Source organism: Tundrisphaera macrotermitis, assembly GCF_051175315.1.
GTDB lineage: Bacteria > Planctomycetota > Planctomycetia > Isosphaerales > Isosphaeraceae > Tundrisphaera.
Map to the genome: position 1 here is coordinate 18,744 of NZ_CP195101.1, position 15,572 is coordinate 34,315.

A 15,572-nucleotide genomic window follows, 5' to 3' on the forward strand; every position below is an offset into this window, starting at 1 on the left:
GAGGAATCAGCCATGATCACGCCATCTCATTCGTTCCATCGATCGGGGGCCCCCGACTTCGGGGCGCTCGCGGTGCCGCTCCCGGGCCGCCCCAGGTTCGCCCCCGCCGGGGCCGAGGCCGGCCAGCCTTCGTCCCGGCCATCCGGGTCGCGGGAGGCCGCGCCGAGGATCGTCCACCTGGGGAAGTTCTACCATCCCGCCCCCGGGGGGATCGAGTCGGCGATCCGGTCCCTGGCCCACGCCCAGGCCGGCATCGGGGGCCGCGTGCGGGTCATCTGCATGGACCACGAGCGAGGCCGGGCGACCCGCGTGGAGCGGGACGGGCCGGTCGAGGTCGTCCGGCTCCGCCGGGCGTCGAGCCTCTGCAAGCTCGACCATTGCCCCGACCTCCGGGGGGCGATCCGCGACTCCGGCGCGGACGTGATCCACCTGCACACGCCGAACCCGACGATGATCCTCGGGCTGATGCTCTCGGGGTCCCGGACCCCCCTGGTGGTGAGCCACCACAGCGACGTGGTCAAGCAGAAGGTGCGCCGGCTGCTGTTCAGCCCGATCGAGCGGGCCTGCTACGACCGGGCCCGGCTGATCCTGGCGATGTCGCCGCCCTATGCGGCCGGCTCCCCGGTGCTCCGGCGCTACGAGGGGCGGGTGGACGTCCTGCCGATCGGGTTGGACCTCCGGGGGCTCCTGGATCCTCCCCCCGACGTCCGGGCCCGGGCGGAAGCCCTGAGGGATTCGGCCCGCGGGCCGATCTGGTTCTCGTGCGGCCGGCTCGTCTATTACAAGGGCTTCGAGACGGCGATGCATGCCCTGAGGCACGTCCCGGGGACGTGGATGATCGCCGGGGAAGGGCCCCTGCGCCGCCCGCTCGAACGGCTCGCCGCGGGGCTGGGCCTCCGGGACCGGGTCCGTTTCCTGGGCCGGCTGCCCGGCGCCGAGGACCTCGCGGCCCACTACCGGGCCGCCGAGGCCTTCTGGTTCCCCTCGAATGCCCGCAGCGAGGCCTTCGGGGTGGTGCAGGTGGAGGCCATGGCGAGCGGCTGCCCCGTGATCAACGCCGCGATCCCGCACAGCGGCGTCCCGTGGGTCAGCCGCCACGAGGAGACGGGGTTGACCGTGCCGGTCGACGACCCGGCCGCCTTCGCCGCGGCGGCCCGGCGGATCCTGGAGGAGCCGGGGCTCCGGGCCCGCCTGGCCGCCGGAGCGCGGGCGCGGGCCGCGTCCCGGTTCGACAGCGGGGCGATGGGAATCAGGTCGATGCATTTCTATGCGTCCATCCTGGCCGACGCCCGGGGGGAGGCCCGATGATGGCTTCGGAATGCGTCGCGTCGGCCGCGGCCCCCGGGACGCCGGCCTGGGCGGCCCTCTCCTCGGCCGTGGTCCGGCGGCTGCCCCTGGCCCGCTACCGGGCGATGAACTGGCTCTGTCGCCGGTCCTCGGCCCGCTTCGTGGCCGACATGCCCGGGACGGATCGGGGCCTTCGCTTCGAATGCGACCTGAGGAACGGACTGTCGCGCGAGGTGTTCTTCACCGGATGTTACGAGCCGCAGGAGACGATGATCATCCGCCGCCTGGTGGCCCCCGGGGGGACCTTCGTCGATGTCGGGGCCCATTGGGGGTACTTCTCCCTGATCGTCGCCGACCATGTCGGCCGGGGCGGCCGGGTCGTCTCGATCGAGGCCGACCCCCGCGTTTATGGGATGCTGGAGCGGAGCCTCGCCCTGAACGACCTCCCCCAGGTCCGGCCGGTCCACGCGGCCGCCGCCGCCGGGACGGGGCATGTGACGCTCATCGGCTTCGATGAAACGAGCGACAACTGGGGGACCTCGCGGATCGACGGCGGTGCGGCGGGGCCCGGCGGGTCGTACGAGGTGCCGGCGCGGTCGGTCGACGAGATCCTGGACGACCTGGGGGTGGACGTCGTCGACCTGATCAAGATGGACATCGAGGGGGCGGAGGCGCTGGCCCTGACCGGCATGGCCGCCGGGTTGCGGAGAGGCCGCTATCGTCGCCTCCTGATCGAGCTGCATCCCGCCCGGATCGTCGAGCACGGGACCGATGCCGATGCCCTCATCGAAAACCTGCTCGGGCACGGGTATCGGGGGTGGGTCATCGACCACGCGCCCGGGGAGGTCCGGCGGGCGGCGTACTCGCCGGGGGGACGGGCGGACTCCTTCGTGAGGCCCCTGCGCCGGCACGAGCCCCTGGATGACTGGCCCCACCTGATCTTCGTCCTGGACGGGCACCCGCTCCTCGTCGACGCGCCCGATCGCCGGGCGGGGGTGGGGAGGACGCCCGGATGAAAGCGATCCATCTCTCCGCGGGGAACCTCTACGGCGGCATCGAGACGCTGCTGGCGACCCTGGCGCGGCTGCGCCACCTGGCCCCCGAGGTCGAGCCCGAGTTCGGGTTCTGCTTCCGGGGCCGGGCCTGGGACGAGCTGTCCGCGACCGACGTGCCGGTGCACGATCTCGGCCCGGTCCGGCTCGGCCGCCCGTGGACGGTCTGGCGGGCCCGCGCGCGGCTGAGGGGCGTCCTGGGGCGGGGCCGGCACGGGGCGGTCGTGATCCACGGCCCGTGGGCGCATGCGGTCTTCGCGCCCGAGGTGCGCCGGGCGGGGATCCCGCTGGTCCTCTTCGCCCACGGGGAATCCAATCGAAGCCATTGGCTGGACCGGAAGGCGGCCCAGTCCCCGCCCGACCTCGTCGTGGCCAACAGCCGGTTCACGGCAAGATCGGCCGAGGCCCTGATGCCCGGCACCCGGGTCGAGGCGTGGCACCTGCCCGTCGCCCGCCCCCCTGAGGATGCCGGGGCCCGGCCCGGGGTGCGCTCCGAGTTCGGCACCGCCGACGGGACGGCGGTCATCCTCCAGGCGAGCCGACTCGAAAGCTGGAAGGGGCAGGCCGTCCTCCTGGAGGCCCTGGGGCGGCTGCGGGACGTCCCTGGCTGGGAATGCTGGCTGGCCGGGGGCGTGCAGAAGCCCGGCGAGTCGGAATTCCTGGCCGAGCTGCGATCGATCGCGGGGCGGGCCGGGATCGCGGACCGGGTGCGATTCCTGGGCGATCGCGGGGACGTCCGCCGGCTGATGGCGGCGGCGGACGTGTATTGCCAGCCGAATCTCGGCCCCGAGCCGTTCGGCATCGCCATCGTCGAGGCCCTGCATGCCGGCCTCCCGGTGGTCACGTCCGGGGCGGGGGGGGCGGCGGAGATCGTGGACGAAGCCTGCGGGATCCTGACGCCCCCGGGCGACGCGGCGGCGGTCTCGGGCGCGCTCCGCGCACTGATCGAGGATGCGCCGAGGCGGGGGCGGCTCGGCGGGTCGGGGCCGCATCGGGCCGAGAGGCTCTGCGACCCGGCCCGGCAGCTCGGGTCCTCGGCGGCCACGCTGCTCCGCCTCGCCGGGCGCGGGGCCCGGGGCGGGAATCCGATCGGCGGGGCAGGGCATTCGCCCCGCGAGCCGCAACTCACCCCGGGGATCGCATGGGAATCGTCCTCCTGATCCTGGCGGTCGCCGTGCCCTTCCGGGCCGCCTCCCGGTCGCTCGGGCGGGGGTTCGTCGCGACGCTGGCGGTCGGGTATCTCAGCGGGGTGATCCGGGCCAACGCCCTGAGCGTCCCCACCACGTTCCTGTTCGATGGGGCCGTGCTCGGGCTCTATCTCGGGGATTACGCCGGCCCGGGCCGGCCTGCCGAGGCCCGCCGTCCGGGGGCGGCCGGCGGGTTCGTCCTGTTCCTGATCCTCTGGCCGGCCCTGCTGAGCCTGGTCCCGGTCAACGACTTCCTGGTGCAGCTGGTCGCGCTCCGGGCCACCGTGTGGTTCCTGCCGGTGCTCCTGATCGCGCGCCGGCTCACCCCCGACGACCTGTCGGTCATGGCGCGCGGGCTGGCGGCCCTCAACCTGGTGGCCCTGGCCGGCGGCCTGTACGTCTATGCGTTCGGGGTCGAGGCCCTGTATCCGATGAACTCGGTCACCCGGATCATCTACCTTTCCCGGGACGTGATGAACTTCGAATACCATCGCATCCCGTCGTTCTTCCTGAGCGCGCATGCCTATGGCGGGACCATGCTCCTGACCCTGCCGTTCCTCTTCGACCGGGTCGCCGGGCCGGGGGTCCGCCCCGCGGATCGCGTCCTGGCGGCGGTCGGCGTGGCCGCGGCGGTCGGCGGGCTGCTGATGTGCGGCGCCCGGCTCCCGCTGGTCCTGCTCCTGGCGGGCCTGGCGATGGCCTGGCCGCTCAGCCGGTTCTCGCCGGCCTTGGGCCTGCTCGGGGCCCTGGTGATCGGGGCGGGGCTGTGGGTGGCCGGCTCCAACGAGCGGCTGCAGAGGGCCCTCAGCCTGGCGGACACCGATTACGTGTCCAGCCGGATCGCCGGGAGCGCCAACGCATCCTTCCTCGACCTCGTCGGCGAATATCCGCTGGGGGCCGGGATGGGGTCGTCGATCGGGACCAGCATCCCCTACTTCCTGGCCGACGTGGCACCCGAGCAGGTCGGCCTGGAGAACGAATTCTGCCGGATCCTGATCGATCAGGGATGGGTCGGGCTGGGCGCGTGGCTCGCCTTCGTCGGGTGGCTCTACCTGCGCCCGCCCCCGGCGGGGCCGCCGGGCCCGTGGCGGATCGGGGCCGTGTTCATGTACTCGCTCACCCTCGCCAACTGGATGACCGCCTTCATCGGCACGGGGATGCTGTCCTCGGTCCCCGCCTCGTTCCTCCTGGTGACCCAGATGGGGGTGCTGGTCGGCGTCCGCGACCGTCGGGGGGCGATCGGGCCGGCCCGCGCCGGCGCGGGCCATCGGGCGGCGCGGACATCCGGTGGTCCGCCCCGCCGCCGTGTCGTAGGTTAACCCCGGGAGGCGGGCCGCCCGGCCGGGTCGCCCGCGGGCCGTCGCCGACGAGGTTTGTCGGGCGGCCTCGCCCGGGACATGGCCGTGCCCGGAACGCCCGCCCGACGGGCAGGAGGAAGCCATCCTGATCGCGACCATCGAACTCCCGAAGCCCCGGGCGGCCGAGCCGTCGGCCCCGGTCCATCGGATCCGCCCGAGCCGGGGATGGAGGGCGATCGACCTCCGGGAACTGTGGGATCACCGCGAGATCCTGTTCTTCCTCGCCCTGAGGGACATCAAGCTGCGCTACAAGCAGACCGCGCTGGGGGTCGGCTGGGCGGTCCTGCAGCCCCTGGCCATGATGGCCGTGTTCACGGTCTTCTTCGGCCGGCTCGGGAAGATGCCCTCGGATAACAGGCCGTATCACCTGTTTGTCCTCGCCGCCCTGGTCCCGTGGCAGCTCTTCGCCTACGCGTTGACGCAGTCGAGCCAGAGCCTGGTCGCCGAGCAGAGGCTGATCACCAAGGTCTACTTCCCCCGGCTGCTGGTCCCCCTGGCCTCGGTCCTGGCCGGGCTGGCGGACGCCGTGGTCACGCTCGCCTTGCTGGTCGCGATGATGGCGCTCTCCGCCGAGGTGCCCGGGTGGGGGATCCTGGCCCTGCCGGCGTTCATGCTCCTGGCGGTGATGGCCGCGCTGGCGGTCGGGGTGTGGCTGTCGGCCCTGAACGTCCAGTATCGCGACATCCGGTACACGATGCCGTTCCTGACCCAGTTCTGGATGTTCGCGACCCCGATCGCCTATCCGGCCCGGCTGGTCCCCGAGGCGTATCGCGCACTCTACGGGCTGAACCCGATGGCCGGGGTGGTGGAGGGGTTCCGGTGGGCCCTGCTGGGCACGGCCGCCCCCGACTGGGGCCTGATGGCCGCCTCATCGGGCATGGTGGCGGCCCTGCTCGTTGGCGGCGTGCTCCACTTCCGCAGGATGGAAACAACCTTTGCCGACGTGGTGTGATCGATGGGAAACGTCATGATCCGGGCCGACGGGCTCGGCAAGCGATACCGGCTCGATGGCCCCCGGGAGCGGTACACCACCCTCCGGGACCAGATCGGGAGATGGGCGTCCCTCGCCCGCGCCAGAAGCGGCGGGGCCGAGGTCGGGCGTCCCCCGTTCTGGGCCCTGAAGGGGGTCTCCTTCGAGGTCGGGCGTGGCGACGTGGTCGGGATCATCGGCCGGAACGGTGCCGGCAAGAGCACGCTCCTGAAGATCCTCTCCCGGATCACCGAGCCGACCGAGGGGGAGGCCGACATCCACGGCCGTTCCAGCAGCCTGCTGGAGGTCGGGACCGGGTTCCATCCCGAGTTGTCCGGCCGCGAGAACATCTACCTGAATGGCGCGATCCTGGGGATGAAGCGGGCGGAGACCGCCCGCAAGTTCGACGAGATCGTGGCGTTCGCCGAGGTCGAGCGGTTCATCGACACCCCGGTCAAGCATTACTCCAGCGGGATGTACACGCGGCTGGCCTTCGCGGTCGCGGCGCACATGGAGCCGGAGATCCTGATCGTCGACGAGGTGCTGGCCGTCGGCGATGCCGCCTTCCAGAAGAAATGCCTGGGGAAGATGGGCGACGTGGCCCGGGGCGGCCGCACGGTTCTGTTCGTCAGCCACAACCTGCACGCCGTCAACTCGCTGTGCAACCGGGGCCTGGTCCTCCACGGCGGCCGGGTGGTCTTCGAGGGCACCGCCCAGGCGAGCGTGGCGGCGTATCTCGACCGGGCCCGGGCCGACGGCCCCGCGGATGCCGGCCGGGCCGATGCCCGCCCCGGGTCCGGGGAATGGCGATTCGCCGAGGTCGTCCCCACCAAGGCGATCTATGATCCGGGGGAGGCCAAAGAATTCCGCTTCGAGGTGGCCCCGACCCGGGCCGGGGCCGGGGCCGTCTACCTCAGCGGGCTGCTGATCAACGAGGAGGGGACGACGATCTCCCAGCTCGACTCGCGGCTCACGGGCGGCTGGATCGCCGGCCCGGGGGGGGCGACCGGGCGGCTGCGGGTCGACGGCCCGTGGCTCAGGCCGGGCCGGTACACCGTCGACTTCTACGTGTGCCAGCCCGGCGGGATCGTCGACCAGTTCGAGAGGGCGGCCGAGTTCGAGGTGTCGCCCGTCCTGCCGTATCCCCAGACCTCGTCCCCCGACGCGACCGCGTCCGGGCTCGTCCTGTCCGACTATGCCTGGAGGATCGACCCATGACCAGGACGATGACCGCCCCCTCGGCCCGGGCCGACGACCTCGGGGCGTTCGCCCGCGAGTTCTCCTTCCGGTTCCTCGGCCCGCAGGAGCGGATCCGCCCGCGATGGCTCCGGGCGGCCGCGTGGTGCCGGAGGTTCGGGATGACGCCGGACCTCCTGAACACGCGATTCCCGGCGGGCTCGGCGCAAGCGAGGGCCGCGATCAGGCCCCTCTGCCGGATCCCCCGGATGTCCACCCCGGCCATCGGGGCCCTGATCCACCGCGCGGTCGCGGGGATGGGCCCGGGCGAGGCCTTCGTCAACGTCGGGGTCTGGAACGGGTTCACCCTGCTGTCCGGGATGGCCGGGAACCCGGACAGGCCGTGCATCGGGGTCGACAACTTCTCCCAGTTCGGCGGGCCCAAGGGGGCTTTCCTGTCCCGGTTCGATCGGATCAAGTCCCGGAACCACGCCTTCCACGACATGGATTACCGGGCCTATTTCGCGACCGTCCACCGGGATCCGATCGGGTTCTACCTCTACGACGGAGAGCACTCGTACCAGAACCAGCTGGACGGGCTCCGGGCGGCCGAGCCGTTCTTCGCGCCCGGGTGCGTGGTGATGGTGGACGATACCAACGACCCGGAGCCGAGGCGGGCCACCGAGGATTTCATCCGCGAGGGCCGCAACCGCTATCAGGTCATCTACGACGCGACCACCCGCGAGAACCAGCACCCGACCTGGTGGAACGGGGTCATGCTCTTCCGGAGGACCGGGTAGACCACTCCGGGAGGTGTCGACATGAAGATCCAACTCGTCTACGACAGCCCGACCCGCCTGGCCGACTCGTCGATCCGGTACGAGCGGTATCTGCGCGGATTCCGATGCCTGGGCCACGACGCGTCCATGATCACCACGGCCGCGTCGGCCGAGGGGTCGGACTGGGCCGAGTCCGTGCCGGATCGCGGGGCGTTGCTCGACCCCGCGCTCTGGGCGGGGATCGCGCCGGACCTGGTCCTGTTGCCGACCTGGCTGGGGATGGCGGACCTGCTGGCCGCGATCCGCCCGCACGCCCGCCACGTCGTCGCCCTGGCCGATAGCGACGGCCACGTCGGGGCCCGGGCCCATCCCCGGGAGTCGCTCGCCCGGATGGTGGCCGGGCAGCCGACGCCCGCGGGGAAGCTGCGGTCCTCCGGCTGGTGGGCCCGGCAATACCTGGGCCTCGACCGATCCGTCGATCGCGGGGTCGTCGAGAGCTGCCGGCTCTGCGATCGGATCGTCGTCTTCAGCCCGGGTGCCGGGGCCAACCTGTCCGCGTTCCTCCGGTCGGCGGGTTGCGACACGCCGGACGGCGGGATCGTCGTCGCCCCCTATCCGGTGGATGAGGGGTTCGAGTCGGCCCCGGTGCGCATCGACCGGGAGGACCAGATCCTCGCCGTGGGCCGGTGGGAAGACCCCCAGAAGGGGGCCGGACTGCTGGCCGCCGCGGTCCGCGAGTTGATCCGCCTCGGCCAACCCTCCCGGGTGGTCATCGTGGGTTCCGGCGGGGTGGACCGCTTCGGCCCGATCGCCCGGGCCAACCCGGGCCGCGTCGAGTATCGAGGGGTCGTCGCCCCGGCGGAAGTCCTCGCGCTGATGGACGAGAGCCGGGTCCTGCTCTCGACTTCCCGGTGGGAGAGCGGGCCGATCGTCGCCGCCGAGGCGGTGCTCCGGGGATGCTCGGTCGCCGGCCCGCGATCGATCCCGGGTTTCCGGATGTTCGCCGAGGCGGGGTGCGGCTCCCTGTTCGCCGGGAGGAGCCCGCGGTCGGTCGCGGAGGCCTTGCGAAACGAAGCCAACGCCCGCCGGGACGGATGGCGGGACCCCCGGGCGATCGCGGACGCCTGGCGCGGACATTTCACCCCGCGCGATGTGTGCGAGCGGATCCTCCGCAGCCTCGGCCCCGGGCGGGGCGACGGGGCGGAAGGCCCCCGAGGCGGCGCCTCCGATCGCAATCCGGCACGACCCAGGCCGATTCCTGCCACGGTCCAACACCCATGAAACAATCGATCTGGATCGTGCTCGCCCGGCTGCTGAACCGGGGGGCCAGGGCCATCCGACGCCAACCCTCGCCGCGCGAGCCCGAGGAGTGGCGGTCGGTCCGCTTCTCCTTCTCCCATTACGCCGAGGATCTCCTCGTCCTCCATCTCCTCCGGGACAAGATCTCCCGCGGCGAGTCGGGGATCTACGTGGACGTCGGCGCGTTCGATCCGGTCCGGTTCTCGAACACGCTCCTGCTCCACCAGCACGGATGGATAGGGATCAACGTCGACCCGAACGCCGCCCAGATCGAGAAGTTCCGGCGATGCCGGCCGGCCGACGCCAACCTGTGCGCGATCGTCTCGGACTCCGAGCGGCCCGTGGATTACCTGGAATACCCGACCGGGGGGACCAACCGCCTGGTCGATCCGAGCGAGGCGCGGCGGGAGAACGTCAACGGCGAGCCCCCGTCATCGACCGTGCGGATGACCACGACCACCCTGGCCGACCTGCTGGCCGAGCATCTTCCGCCGGGGGCGAAGATCGATTTCCTCAACGTCGACTGCGAGGGGGAAGACCTCGCCGCCCTCCGGGGGCTGGACTGGTCGCGGTGGTCGCCGGAGGTGATCGCGATCGAGGCCTACGACGACGACGCCCGCGCCGCGGTGACCGACTTCGTCGTCGCCCGGGGCTACACGCCGGCGGCCCAGTGCCTCCTGACCCTCATCTTCGTCCGCTCGGCGGGCCGGGTCTCCGACCTCCGGGCCTACGCCTGAGCCATCGGCCCCTCGCGCTGGATTCCCCGAGATTCACCCGTCCGGCAGGACACCACCAGGGAAAGGCCCCCATGCTCCGGATTTTGCGACGCGGATGGCCGGACGAGGCCCGGTTGATCGCGCAGTTACCGTCCCTCCGCCGGATCACGCGGGAGCACCCCCTGACCGGCCGGTGCCTGAACGCGGGATGCGGGGAAGGGCTCTATTGCGGGTTCCTGGAAGGCTTCCCCGGCGTGACCGCGATCGAGAACGTCGACCTGGATGGCACGCCCCGGCGTCTGGCCGGGTTGACCGACCCCAGGCACGCGGCCCGGGACGCGTCACTGACGGACCTGCCCTTCGACGATGCGACGTTCGACAGCTGCCTGTGCACCGAGGTGCTCGAACACATCCCGGACGACGACCGCGCCGTGCGGGAGCTTTCCCGCTGCCTCCGGCCGGGCGGGACGCTGCTGGTGAGCGTGCCCCACCCGCCGGCCCCCCACGACCCGAATCACGTCCGGGAAGGGTACACCCTGGGGGAGATGAGCCGGTTGCTGGATCGTCACGGGCTCGGCGTGGTGGCCTCGGGGCGATGTTTCAGCACCTGGCTCGCCGGCCTGCTCCGCCTCTGGAGATGGCAGCACCGGGCGCTCGGCGGGTCCCGCACCAACTTCATGCCGGCCTTCCTCGTCCGGGCCTTCGGCTACGCCGACCTCCTCCTGCCGATCGGGCCGAGATGGGACCTCGTCGTGCTCGCGGTCAAGCGATGAGGCCCCGGATCGTGATCGACCTCGGCGGCCTCGACGGCCTGTGGCCGGGGGCCGGCCTGTTCCGGTACGTCGTCGACCTGGTGCACGCCGTGCATGCGCTCCGGGCCCCGGCCGACTTCGTCGTCTTCGGCAGCGTCTCGGAACCGATCCCGGAGATCCGGCCCCTGTTCGGCCCGGGCCGGCCCGACTGGTCCTACCGGGCCGTCCGGCGCCCGACGCGATACGCGGCGGAGCTGCGCCGCCAGTGCGGGATCGCGGCGGCGGTCGCCTCGGCCGGCGCCGACCTGTATCACTGCCTCCATACGTTCGTGCCCATCCCCTGCCCATGCCCGACGGTCGTGACCATCCAGGATCTCATGTATGAACTCTTCCCCGAGTATCGGGCGGCCGTCCGGAGCCGTCCCTACCGGCTGCTCCGGTGGGGGGCGAGGGTGAGGGCCCGGCGGATCATCTGCCCGTCCGGGGCGACGGCCGAGGACCTCGGCCGGATCTGGGGCATCCCGGCCGACCGGATCGACGTCGTCCACCACGGGCTCCGGGCCTTCGGGGCCGATTCGCCCGAGTCGGAGGCCCGGCCGGAGAACGCGGCACTGGCCGGGCTGGGCGAGGCCCGGGTCATCGCCTCGCCCTTGAATCTGGAACCGAGGAAGAACTTGGTCACGCTGCTGGAGGCTTATGCGAGGCTCCCGTATCTCCACGACGGCGCCCGATTGGTCCTGTTCGGTAAAGGCGGCTGGACCGAAGAACGGGCGAAGCGATATCGAGCCGACCTCGCCCGGTTGGGGATCGAGGGTCTGGTCGTCGAGCCGGGGGTCCTGTCGGATCACGACCTGCGATGGCTCTACCGGAGGGCGACGGTGTTCGCCTTCCCCACCCTCTACGAGGGGTTCGGCTACCCCGCCCTGGAGGCGATGGCGGCGGGGACGTGCACCCTGGTCCGGGACGCCTCCTCGATGGCCGAGCTGGTGGGGGATGCCGGGGTGCGCCTCGAACCGTTCACGCCGTCCGACCTGGCGGCCAAACTCTCCGAACTGCTCGCGGACGACGCCCTCCGCGCCGCCCTCGGCCGGGCCGCCGCGGTCCGGGCGGCCTCGTTCACCGCCGAACGCATGGCCCGCCAGACCCTCGACTCGTACCGGAGGGCGCTCGGCCGCCCTACGACCCTCGACGGGGCTTTCCCATGACCATCCCCCGATCCGCGGCTTTCGTGTACGGCACGCCGGCCGGCATCGGCGGGCTGGGCCTCCAGGTCGCCAACGCGGCGGAGGACCTGTGCCGGGAGGTCGCGAAGGTCGTCGCCCTGGGCCCCGGGGCAGGGGGGCCGGCCCGCCTGCCTGCAGATCGGTCCCGACTGGAATGGCGGGCGGCGCCCCGCGTCCTCGGCCCCCCCGCGTCACGCTTCTCCTGGCAGAGATACCTGGTCGGCCTCCGGCAGCACCGGCACGACGTCGGGGTCGGGCGGTGGGCGGCCGGCCAGGCCGCCGCGATCCGGCCGGACCTGTGTTACTGCTTCACCCAGGTCGCCCTGGAGACCCTGCGCTGGGCGCAGGGGGCCGGGGTGAAGACCATCCTGGAGAGCCCCAACGGCCACATCCGGAACTTCCGCGAGGTCTACCTCCGGGAGACCCGGCGCTGGGGCGGCCTGACCTACCTCGGGCACCCGACCGCCGCGATGGTCGATCGGGTGGAGGAGGAGTACGAGCGGGCCGATCTGATCCGCGTCTCGTCGGAGTGGTCGAAGCGGTCGCTCATCGACGGCGGGGTGGCCGCCGATCGGATCATCGTCGTGCCCCAGCGGAGGGGGGACATCACGGCCCCGGCGCCGCCCGCCCGCGTGGCCCGAGGCGGCCGCCTTCGCCTCTGCTCGGTCGCCACCCTGGACCTCCGAAAGGGGTTTCCGTACCTGCTCCGCTCGATCCGCCGGCTCGGGCCGGATCGGGCGAGCCTGACCCTGGTCGGTGGGACCGTGGACCGGGCGACCCGGCGCCTGCTCGCCCGGGAGTCCGCCGGCCTCGACCTCCGCGCGGCCCCGGGCGACCCCTCGGACGCCTATCGCGAGGCCGACCTGTTCGTCCTGCCCACCCTGGAAGACGGGTCCCCGTTCGTGGTCCTGGAGGCGATGGCGGCGGGCCTGCCGCTGATCGTGACCGATCAGTGCGGCAACGCGCCTTTGGTCCGGCCGGGCGAATCCGGCTGGATCGTCCCCGCCGGGGACGAGGGGGCGCTAGCGGCCGCCCTGGCCGACGCCCTGGCCCGCCGGGCCGACCTCCCGGCCATGGGTGCGCGGGCCCGGGCCGACTGGGAGGCCATGGATCCCGCACCGGCGATGGCCGGATTCGCCGGCCTGATCGCCGGCGCCCTGGAGGCCCCCGCCCCATGCGCATCCTGATCGCGACGCACCACCTGGCCATCGTCGGCGGCGTCGAGACTTACCTCCGGGCGGTCCTGCCCCTCCTCGCCGGGGCCGGGCACGAGATCGGCGTGCTGACGGACTCCGCCCCGGCCGATGGGCCCGGGGGCATCCTCGCGGGGATCCCGGACGCCCCGATCTGGTCGACCGCGGGGAGGCCGATCCCCGCCCTGATCCGCGACCTCGCCGGCTGGCGCCCGGACGTGGTCTATGCCCAGGGCCTCGCCGACCCCGATCTGGAGGAGGCCCTGGCCCGGGCGTTCCCCGCGGTCCTGTTCGCCCACAACTACTACGGGGCCTGCATCAGCGGCACGAAGTCGCACGCCGGCCCGGATCGGGAAGTCTGCCGCCGATCGCTTGGGCCGGGCTGCCTCGCGGCCTACTTCCCCCGCCGGTGCGGCGGCCTCAACCCGCTGACCCTCCGCCACCTGTATCGGGCCGAGAGGAAGCGGCAGGGCACGCTCCAACTCTACCGGGGGGTGATGGTAGCCAGCCGCCACATGGCGGACGAGTACCGGAGGGCGGGGGTGCCGCCGGATCGGGTCTGGCTCTCGCCGCTCTTCCCGCCCGGCTGCCGGCCCGACCCGGATCCCCCCCGGCCCCGGGCCTCGACCGGCCGGGTCCTGATGGCCGGCCGCCTGACCCGGTTGAAGGGGGCGGATCACCTGATCGAAGCCCTCCCCCGGGCCTCGGAACGGCTCGGGCGGCCGCTGACCCTGGTCGTGGCGGGCGACGGGCCCGAGCGGGCGAGGCTGGAGCAACTGGCCGATCGCGCGAGGCTCCCGGCCGAGTTCCGTGGGTGGGTCTCCGCCGCCGATCGGGAGACGCTCACGCGAGGGGCCGACCTCATCGCCGTCCCCAGCATCTGGCCCGAGCCCTTCGGGCTGGTCGGGATCGAGGCCGGATGCACGGGAACCCCGGCGGTCGGATATGCCCTCGGCGGCATCCCGGATTGGCTCGTCCCGGGGGTATCGGGCGAGTCGGCGTTGGGAGACCGGCCCGAGCCCGGCGAACTGGCGGGGGCCATCGTCCGGGCGTTGGGCGACGACGACCACCGGAACCGCCTCCGGCGTGGGGCCTGGGAGATGGCGGGCCGGTTCAGCCCGGAGGCCCACCTCGGCCTCCTGTGCCACGCCCTGGAGCGCGCGGCCTCGGGAACGGTCGCGGCGAGGGTCTAACCCTTCCCGGGCGCCGGCCGACTCATCGCCGGTACTCGACCCGGGCCGACAACCGGGCGGATGGTTGCTCGACCAGGCGATAGAAGACGAACCCGGCGGCCACGCCGGCCGCCAGGGTCGCGGAGAACTGGGCGAGGATCATGGCCTGGGTCCGGGGGGGCGAGGCGGCCGCCATCCATCCGATCAACCGGAACCCCACCGGGCCGTGGACCAGGTAGATGCTGTACGACCGCTGGCCGACGAACCCGAGCGCCCGGGCGACGGGGCCATCCGGCGCCCGATAGCCCCGCCCAAGGCCCAGCAGCAGCAGGGAGCAGGCCACCGCCTTCGCCGCGATGACGGCCAGCCCCCCGGCGAGCATCGACCCGGCCAGGACGATCAGGAGCGTCGCCGCGAACGGCAGCCGGCCTACTTCCCGGCGCGTCCTCCAGTAGGTCAGGGCCCCGAGGGCGAACGCCCAGGCCCAGCCCGGCAACTGCCATCCGGCATCCGGGACCATGATCGTGAACCCGATCGAAGCCAGGCAGCAGACATAAGCCAACCCGGCCATGACGCGCGGGGTGATGGCCTGGTAGGACTCCGGGGCCGCCCGGAGGGCGAGCCGGCGGATCGTCCAGTAGGCCAGGGCCCACGCGACGTAGGATTGGAACAGGGGGGCCATCGACCAGAGCGTGAAGAACGGGAAATATTTATCGACGAAGATGTCCTGGACGAAGAACAGGGCGGCCGCGACCTGCCAGGCCCCCGGCAGGGGGTTCGACCGGCCGGCCACGACGTTCGCGGCCCACGCCGCGAGGAACAGCGAGGCCACCACGACCCAGTAGGGCACGGCCAGCCGCAGGATCCGCCTCAACGCATGACGCGGGATCGACAGGAACCGGGCCTCCGACGGCCGGAACGTGTGCGCCAGGAAGTACCCCCCCAGCACGAAGAAGCTTTCCACCCCGGGCCGCAGGTAGGCGAGCCCGAATTCGACGGCCCTCCCGGCGGTCGGCCCGCCCATCGGCCCGGGGAAGGCCGAGTGGTCGTGCATGATGACCACCCCGAGGCAGACCACCCCCCGGAGGAGGTCGATCGACCCGCGATCCGTGGCGGCAGGGTCGGGCCGGGCGGCCGTCTCCCCGATCGGGTCCGCGGCCGGTTCCCGCACCCGCTCGACGTCGGTGAGGAGCATCTCAGGTCCTGAATAGGGCGCCCCGGCCCGGGCCCGTCCTCGCCGGCCGTCCGGGGCCGACGTTTCTCGGGGCCATGCCGGGGTAATCCTTCCGGTTCCGATGGGGGTCGGGGTTCGGCAGCGGCGAGGCCCGGGCCTCCCGGCTCGACCCCCTCCCTGGAACCTACGACTTGCCGACGGGGGAGGCGAACGGCGACGGATCGCTCGGCCCGA

The 15,572-nt window shown here is 72.7% G+C and carries 14 protein-coding genes; 13 read left to right on the forward strand and 1 reads right to left on the reverse strand.

Annotation, left to right across the window (positions count from 1 at the left end; translation table 11 throughout):
* Positions 1-12: 12 nt before the first annotated feature.
* From TA3x_RS28545 to TA3x_RS28605, 13 genes are all read left to right on the forward strand, one after another.
* Positions 13-1,308, forward strand: coding sequence for a glycosyltransferase (locus TA3x_RS28545; protein WP_435022580.1), 1,296 nt, complete (start codon positions 13-15; stop codon positions 1,306-1,308).
* The gene (locus tag TA3x_RS28550; protein ID WP_435022581.1) at positions 1,305-2,303 is read left to right on the forward strand and encodes an FkbM family methyltransferase; all 999 of its coding nucleotides are present in this window, start codon (positions 1,305-1,307) and stop codon (positions 2,301-2,303) included. Before TA3x_RS28545 ends, TA3x_RS28550 begins: the two co-directional genes overlap by 4 nt.
* Positions 2,300-3,499, forward strand: a complete 1,200-nt coding sequence (locus TA3x_RS28555) for a glycosyltransferase family 4 protein (protein ID WP_435022583.1) — start codon at positions 2,300-2,302, stop codon at positions 3,497-3,499. Before TA3x_RS28550 ends, TA3x_RS28555 begins: the two co-directional genes overlap by 4 nt.
* Positions 3,481-4,845 (forward strand): hypothetical protein, encoded by a 1,365-nt coding sequence (locus tag TA3x_RS28560; RefSeq protein ID WP_435022585.1) that lies wholly within the window; start codon positions 3,481-3,483, stop codon positions 4,843-4,845. Before TA3x_RS28555 ends, TA3x_RS28560 begins: the two co-directional genes overlap by 19 nt.
* 301 nt (positions 4,846-5,146) lie before the next feature.
* The gene (locus TA3x_RS28565) at positions 5,147-5,836 is read left to right on the forward strand and encodes an ABC transporter permease (protein ID WP_435022618.1); all 690 of its coding nucleotides are present in this window, start codon (positions 5,147-5,149) and stop codon (positions 5,834-5,836) included.
* A gap of 3 nt (positions 5,837-5,839) precedes the next feature.
* Entirely contained in the window at positions 5,840-7,072 is a 1,233-nt protein-coding gene (locus TA3x_RS28570) for an ABC transporter ATP-binding protein (protein WP_435022587.1), read from the forward strand.
* On the forward strand, positions 7,069-7,830 hold the full coding sequence (locus TA3x_RS28575) for a class I SAM-dependent methyltransferase (protein WP_435022589.1): 762 nt from the start codon (positions 7,069-7,071) through the stop codon (positions 7,828-7,830). The genes TA3x_RS28570 and TA3x_RS28575 overlap by 4 nt, the downstream gene beginning before the upstream one ends.
* Before the next feature lie 21 nt (positions 7,831-7,851).
* Positions 7,852-9,090, forward strand: coding sequence for a glycosyltransferase family 4 protein (locus tag TA3x_RS28580; protein ID WP_435022591.1), 1,239 nt, complete (start codon positions 7,852-7,854; stop codon positions 9,088-9,090).
* The gene (locus TA3x_RS28585) at positions 9,087-9,845 is read left to right on the forward strand and encodes an FkbM family methyltransferase (protein WP_435022593.1); all 759 of its coding nucleotides are present in this window, start codon (positions 9,087-9,089) and stop codon (positions 9,843-9,845) included. Before TA3x_RS28580 ends, TA3x_RS28585 begins: the two co-directional genes overlap by 4 nt.
* Positions 9,846-9,958: 113 nt before the next feature.
* Positions 9,959-10,597 (forward strand): class I SAM-dependent methyltransferase, encoded by a 639-nt coding sequence (locus TA3x_RS28590; protein ID WP_435022595.1) that lies wholly within the window; start codon positions 9,959-9,961, stop codon positions 10,595-10,597.
* Positions 10,594-11,781, forward strand: a complete 1,188-nt coding sequence (locus tag TA3x_RS28595) for a glycosyltransferase family 4 protein (RefSeq protein WP_435022597.1) — start codon at positions 10,594-10,596, stop codon at positions 11,779-11,781. The genes TA3x_RS28590 and TA3x_RS28595 overlap by 4 nt, the downstream gene beginning before the upstream one ends.
* Complete coding sequence (locus TA3x_RS28600) at positions 11,778-12,986, forward strand: glycosyltransferase family 4 protein (protein ID WP_435022599.1); 1,209 nt, start codon at positions 11,778-11,780, stop codon at positions 12,984-12,986. Before TA3x_RS28595 ends, TA3x_RS28600 begins: the two co-directional genes overlap by 4 nt.
* Positions 12,974-14,185 carry a glycosyltransferase family 4 protein gene (locus TA3x_RS28605; RefSeq protein WP_435022601.1) on the forward strand — a complete coding sequence of 404 codons (1,212 nt, stop codon included), beginning with the start codon at positions 12,974-12,976 and terminating at the stop codon, positions 14,183-14,185. Before TA3x_RS28600 ends, TA3x_RS28605 begins: the two co-directional genes overlap by 13 nt.
* A 22-nt stretch (positions 14,186-14,207) precedes the next feature.
* On the opposite strand, the gene TA3x_RS28610 is transcribed toward TA3x_RS28605, so the two are convergent.
* Positions 14,208-15,359, reverse strand: a complete 1,152-nt coding sequence (locus TA3x_RS28610) for an acyltransferase family protein (protein ID WP_435022603.1) — start codon at positions 15,357-15,359, stop codon at positions 14,208-14,210.
* Positions 15,360-15,572 lie beyond the last annotated feature (213 nt).

Coding starts and splice junctions, on each gene's coding strand:
- TA3x_RS28545 (WP_435022580.1), top strand. CDS start 13: ATGATCACGCCATCTCATTCGTTCCATCGATCGGGGGCCCCCGACTTC.
- TA3x_RS28550 (WP_435022581.1), top strand. CDS start 1,305: ATGATGGCTTCGGAATGCGTCGCGTCGGCCGCGGCCCCCGGGACGCCG.
- TA3x_RS28555 (WP_435022583.1), top strand. CDS start 2,300: ATGAAAGCGATCCATCTCTCCGCGGGGAACCTCTACGGCGGCATCGAG.
- TA3x_RS28560 (WP_435022585.1), top strand. CDS start 3,481: ATGGGAATCGTCCTCCTGATCCTGGCGGTCGCCGTGCCCTTCCGGGCC.
- TA3x_RS28570 (WP_435022587.1), top strand. CDS start 5,840: ATGGGAAACGTCATGATCCGGGCCGACGGGCTCGGCAAGCGATACCGG.
- TA3x_RS28575 (WP_435022589.1), top strand. CDS start 7,069: ATGACCAGGACGATGACCGCCCCCTCGGCCCGGGCCGACGACCTCGGG.
- TA3x_RS28580 (WP_435022591.1), top strand. CDS start 7,852: ATGAAGATCCAACTCGTCTACGACAGCCCGACCCGCCTGGCCGACTCG.
- TA3x_RS28585 (WP_435022593.1), top strand. CDS start 9,087: ATGAAACAATCGATCTGGATCGTGCTCGCCCGGCTGCTGAACCGGGGG.
- TA3x_RS28595 (WP_435022597.1), top strand. CDS start 10,594: ATGAGGCCCCGGATCGTGATCGACCTCGGCGGCCTCGACGGCCTGTGG.
- TA3x_RS28600 (WP_435022599.1), top strand. CDS start 11,778: ATGACCATCCCCCGATCCGCGGCTTTCGTGTACGGCACGCCGGCCGGC.
- TA3x_RS28605 (WP_435022601.1), top strand. CDS start 12,974: ATGCGCATCCTGATCGCGACGCACCACCTGGCCATCGTCGGCGGCGTC.
- TA3x_RS28610 (WP_435022603.1), bottom strand. CDS start 15,359: ATGCTCCTCACCGACGTCGAGCGGGTGCGGGAACCGGCCGCGGACCCG.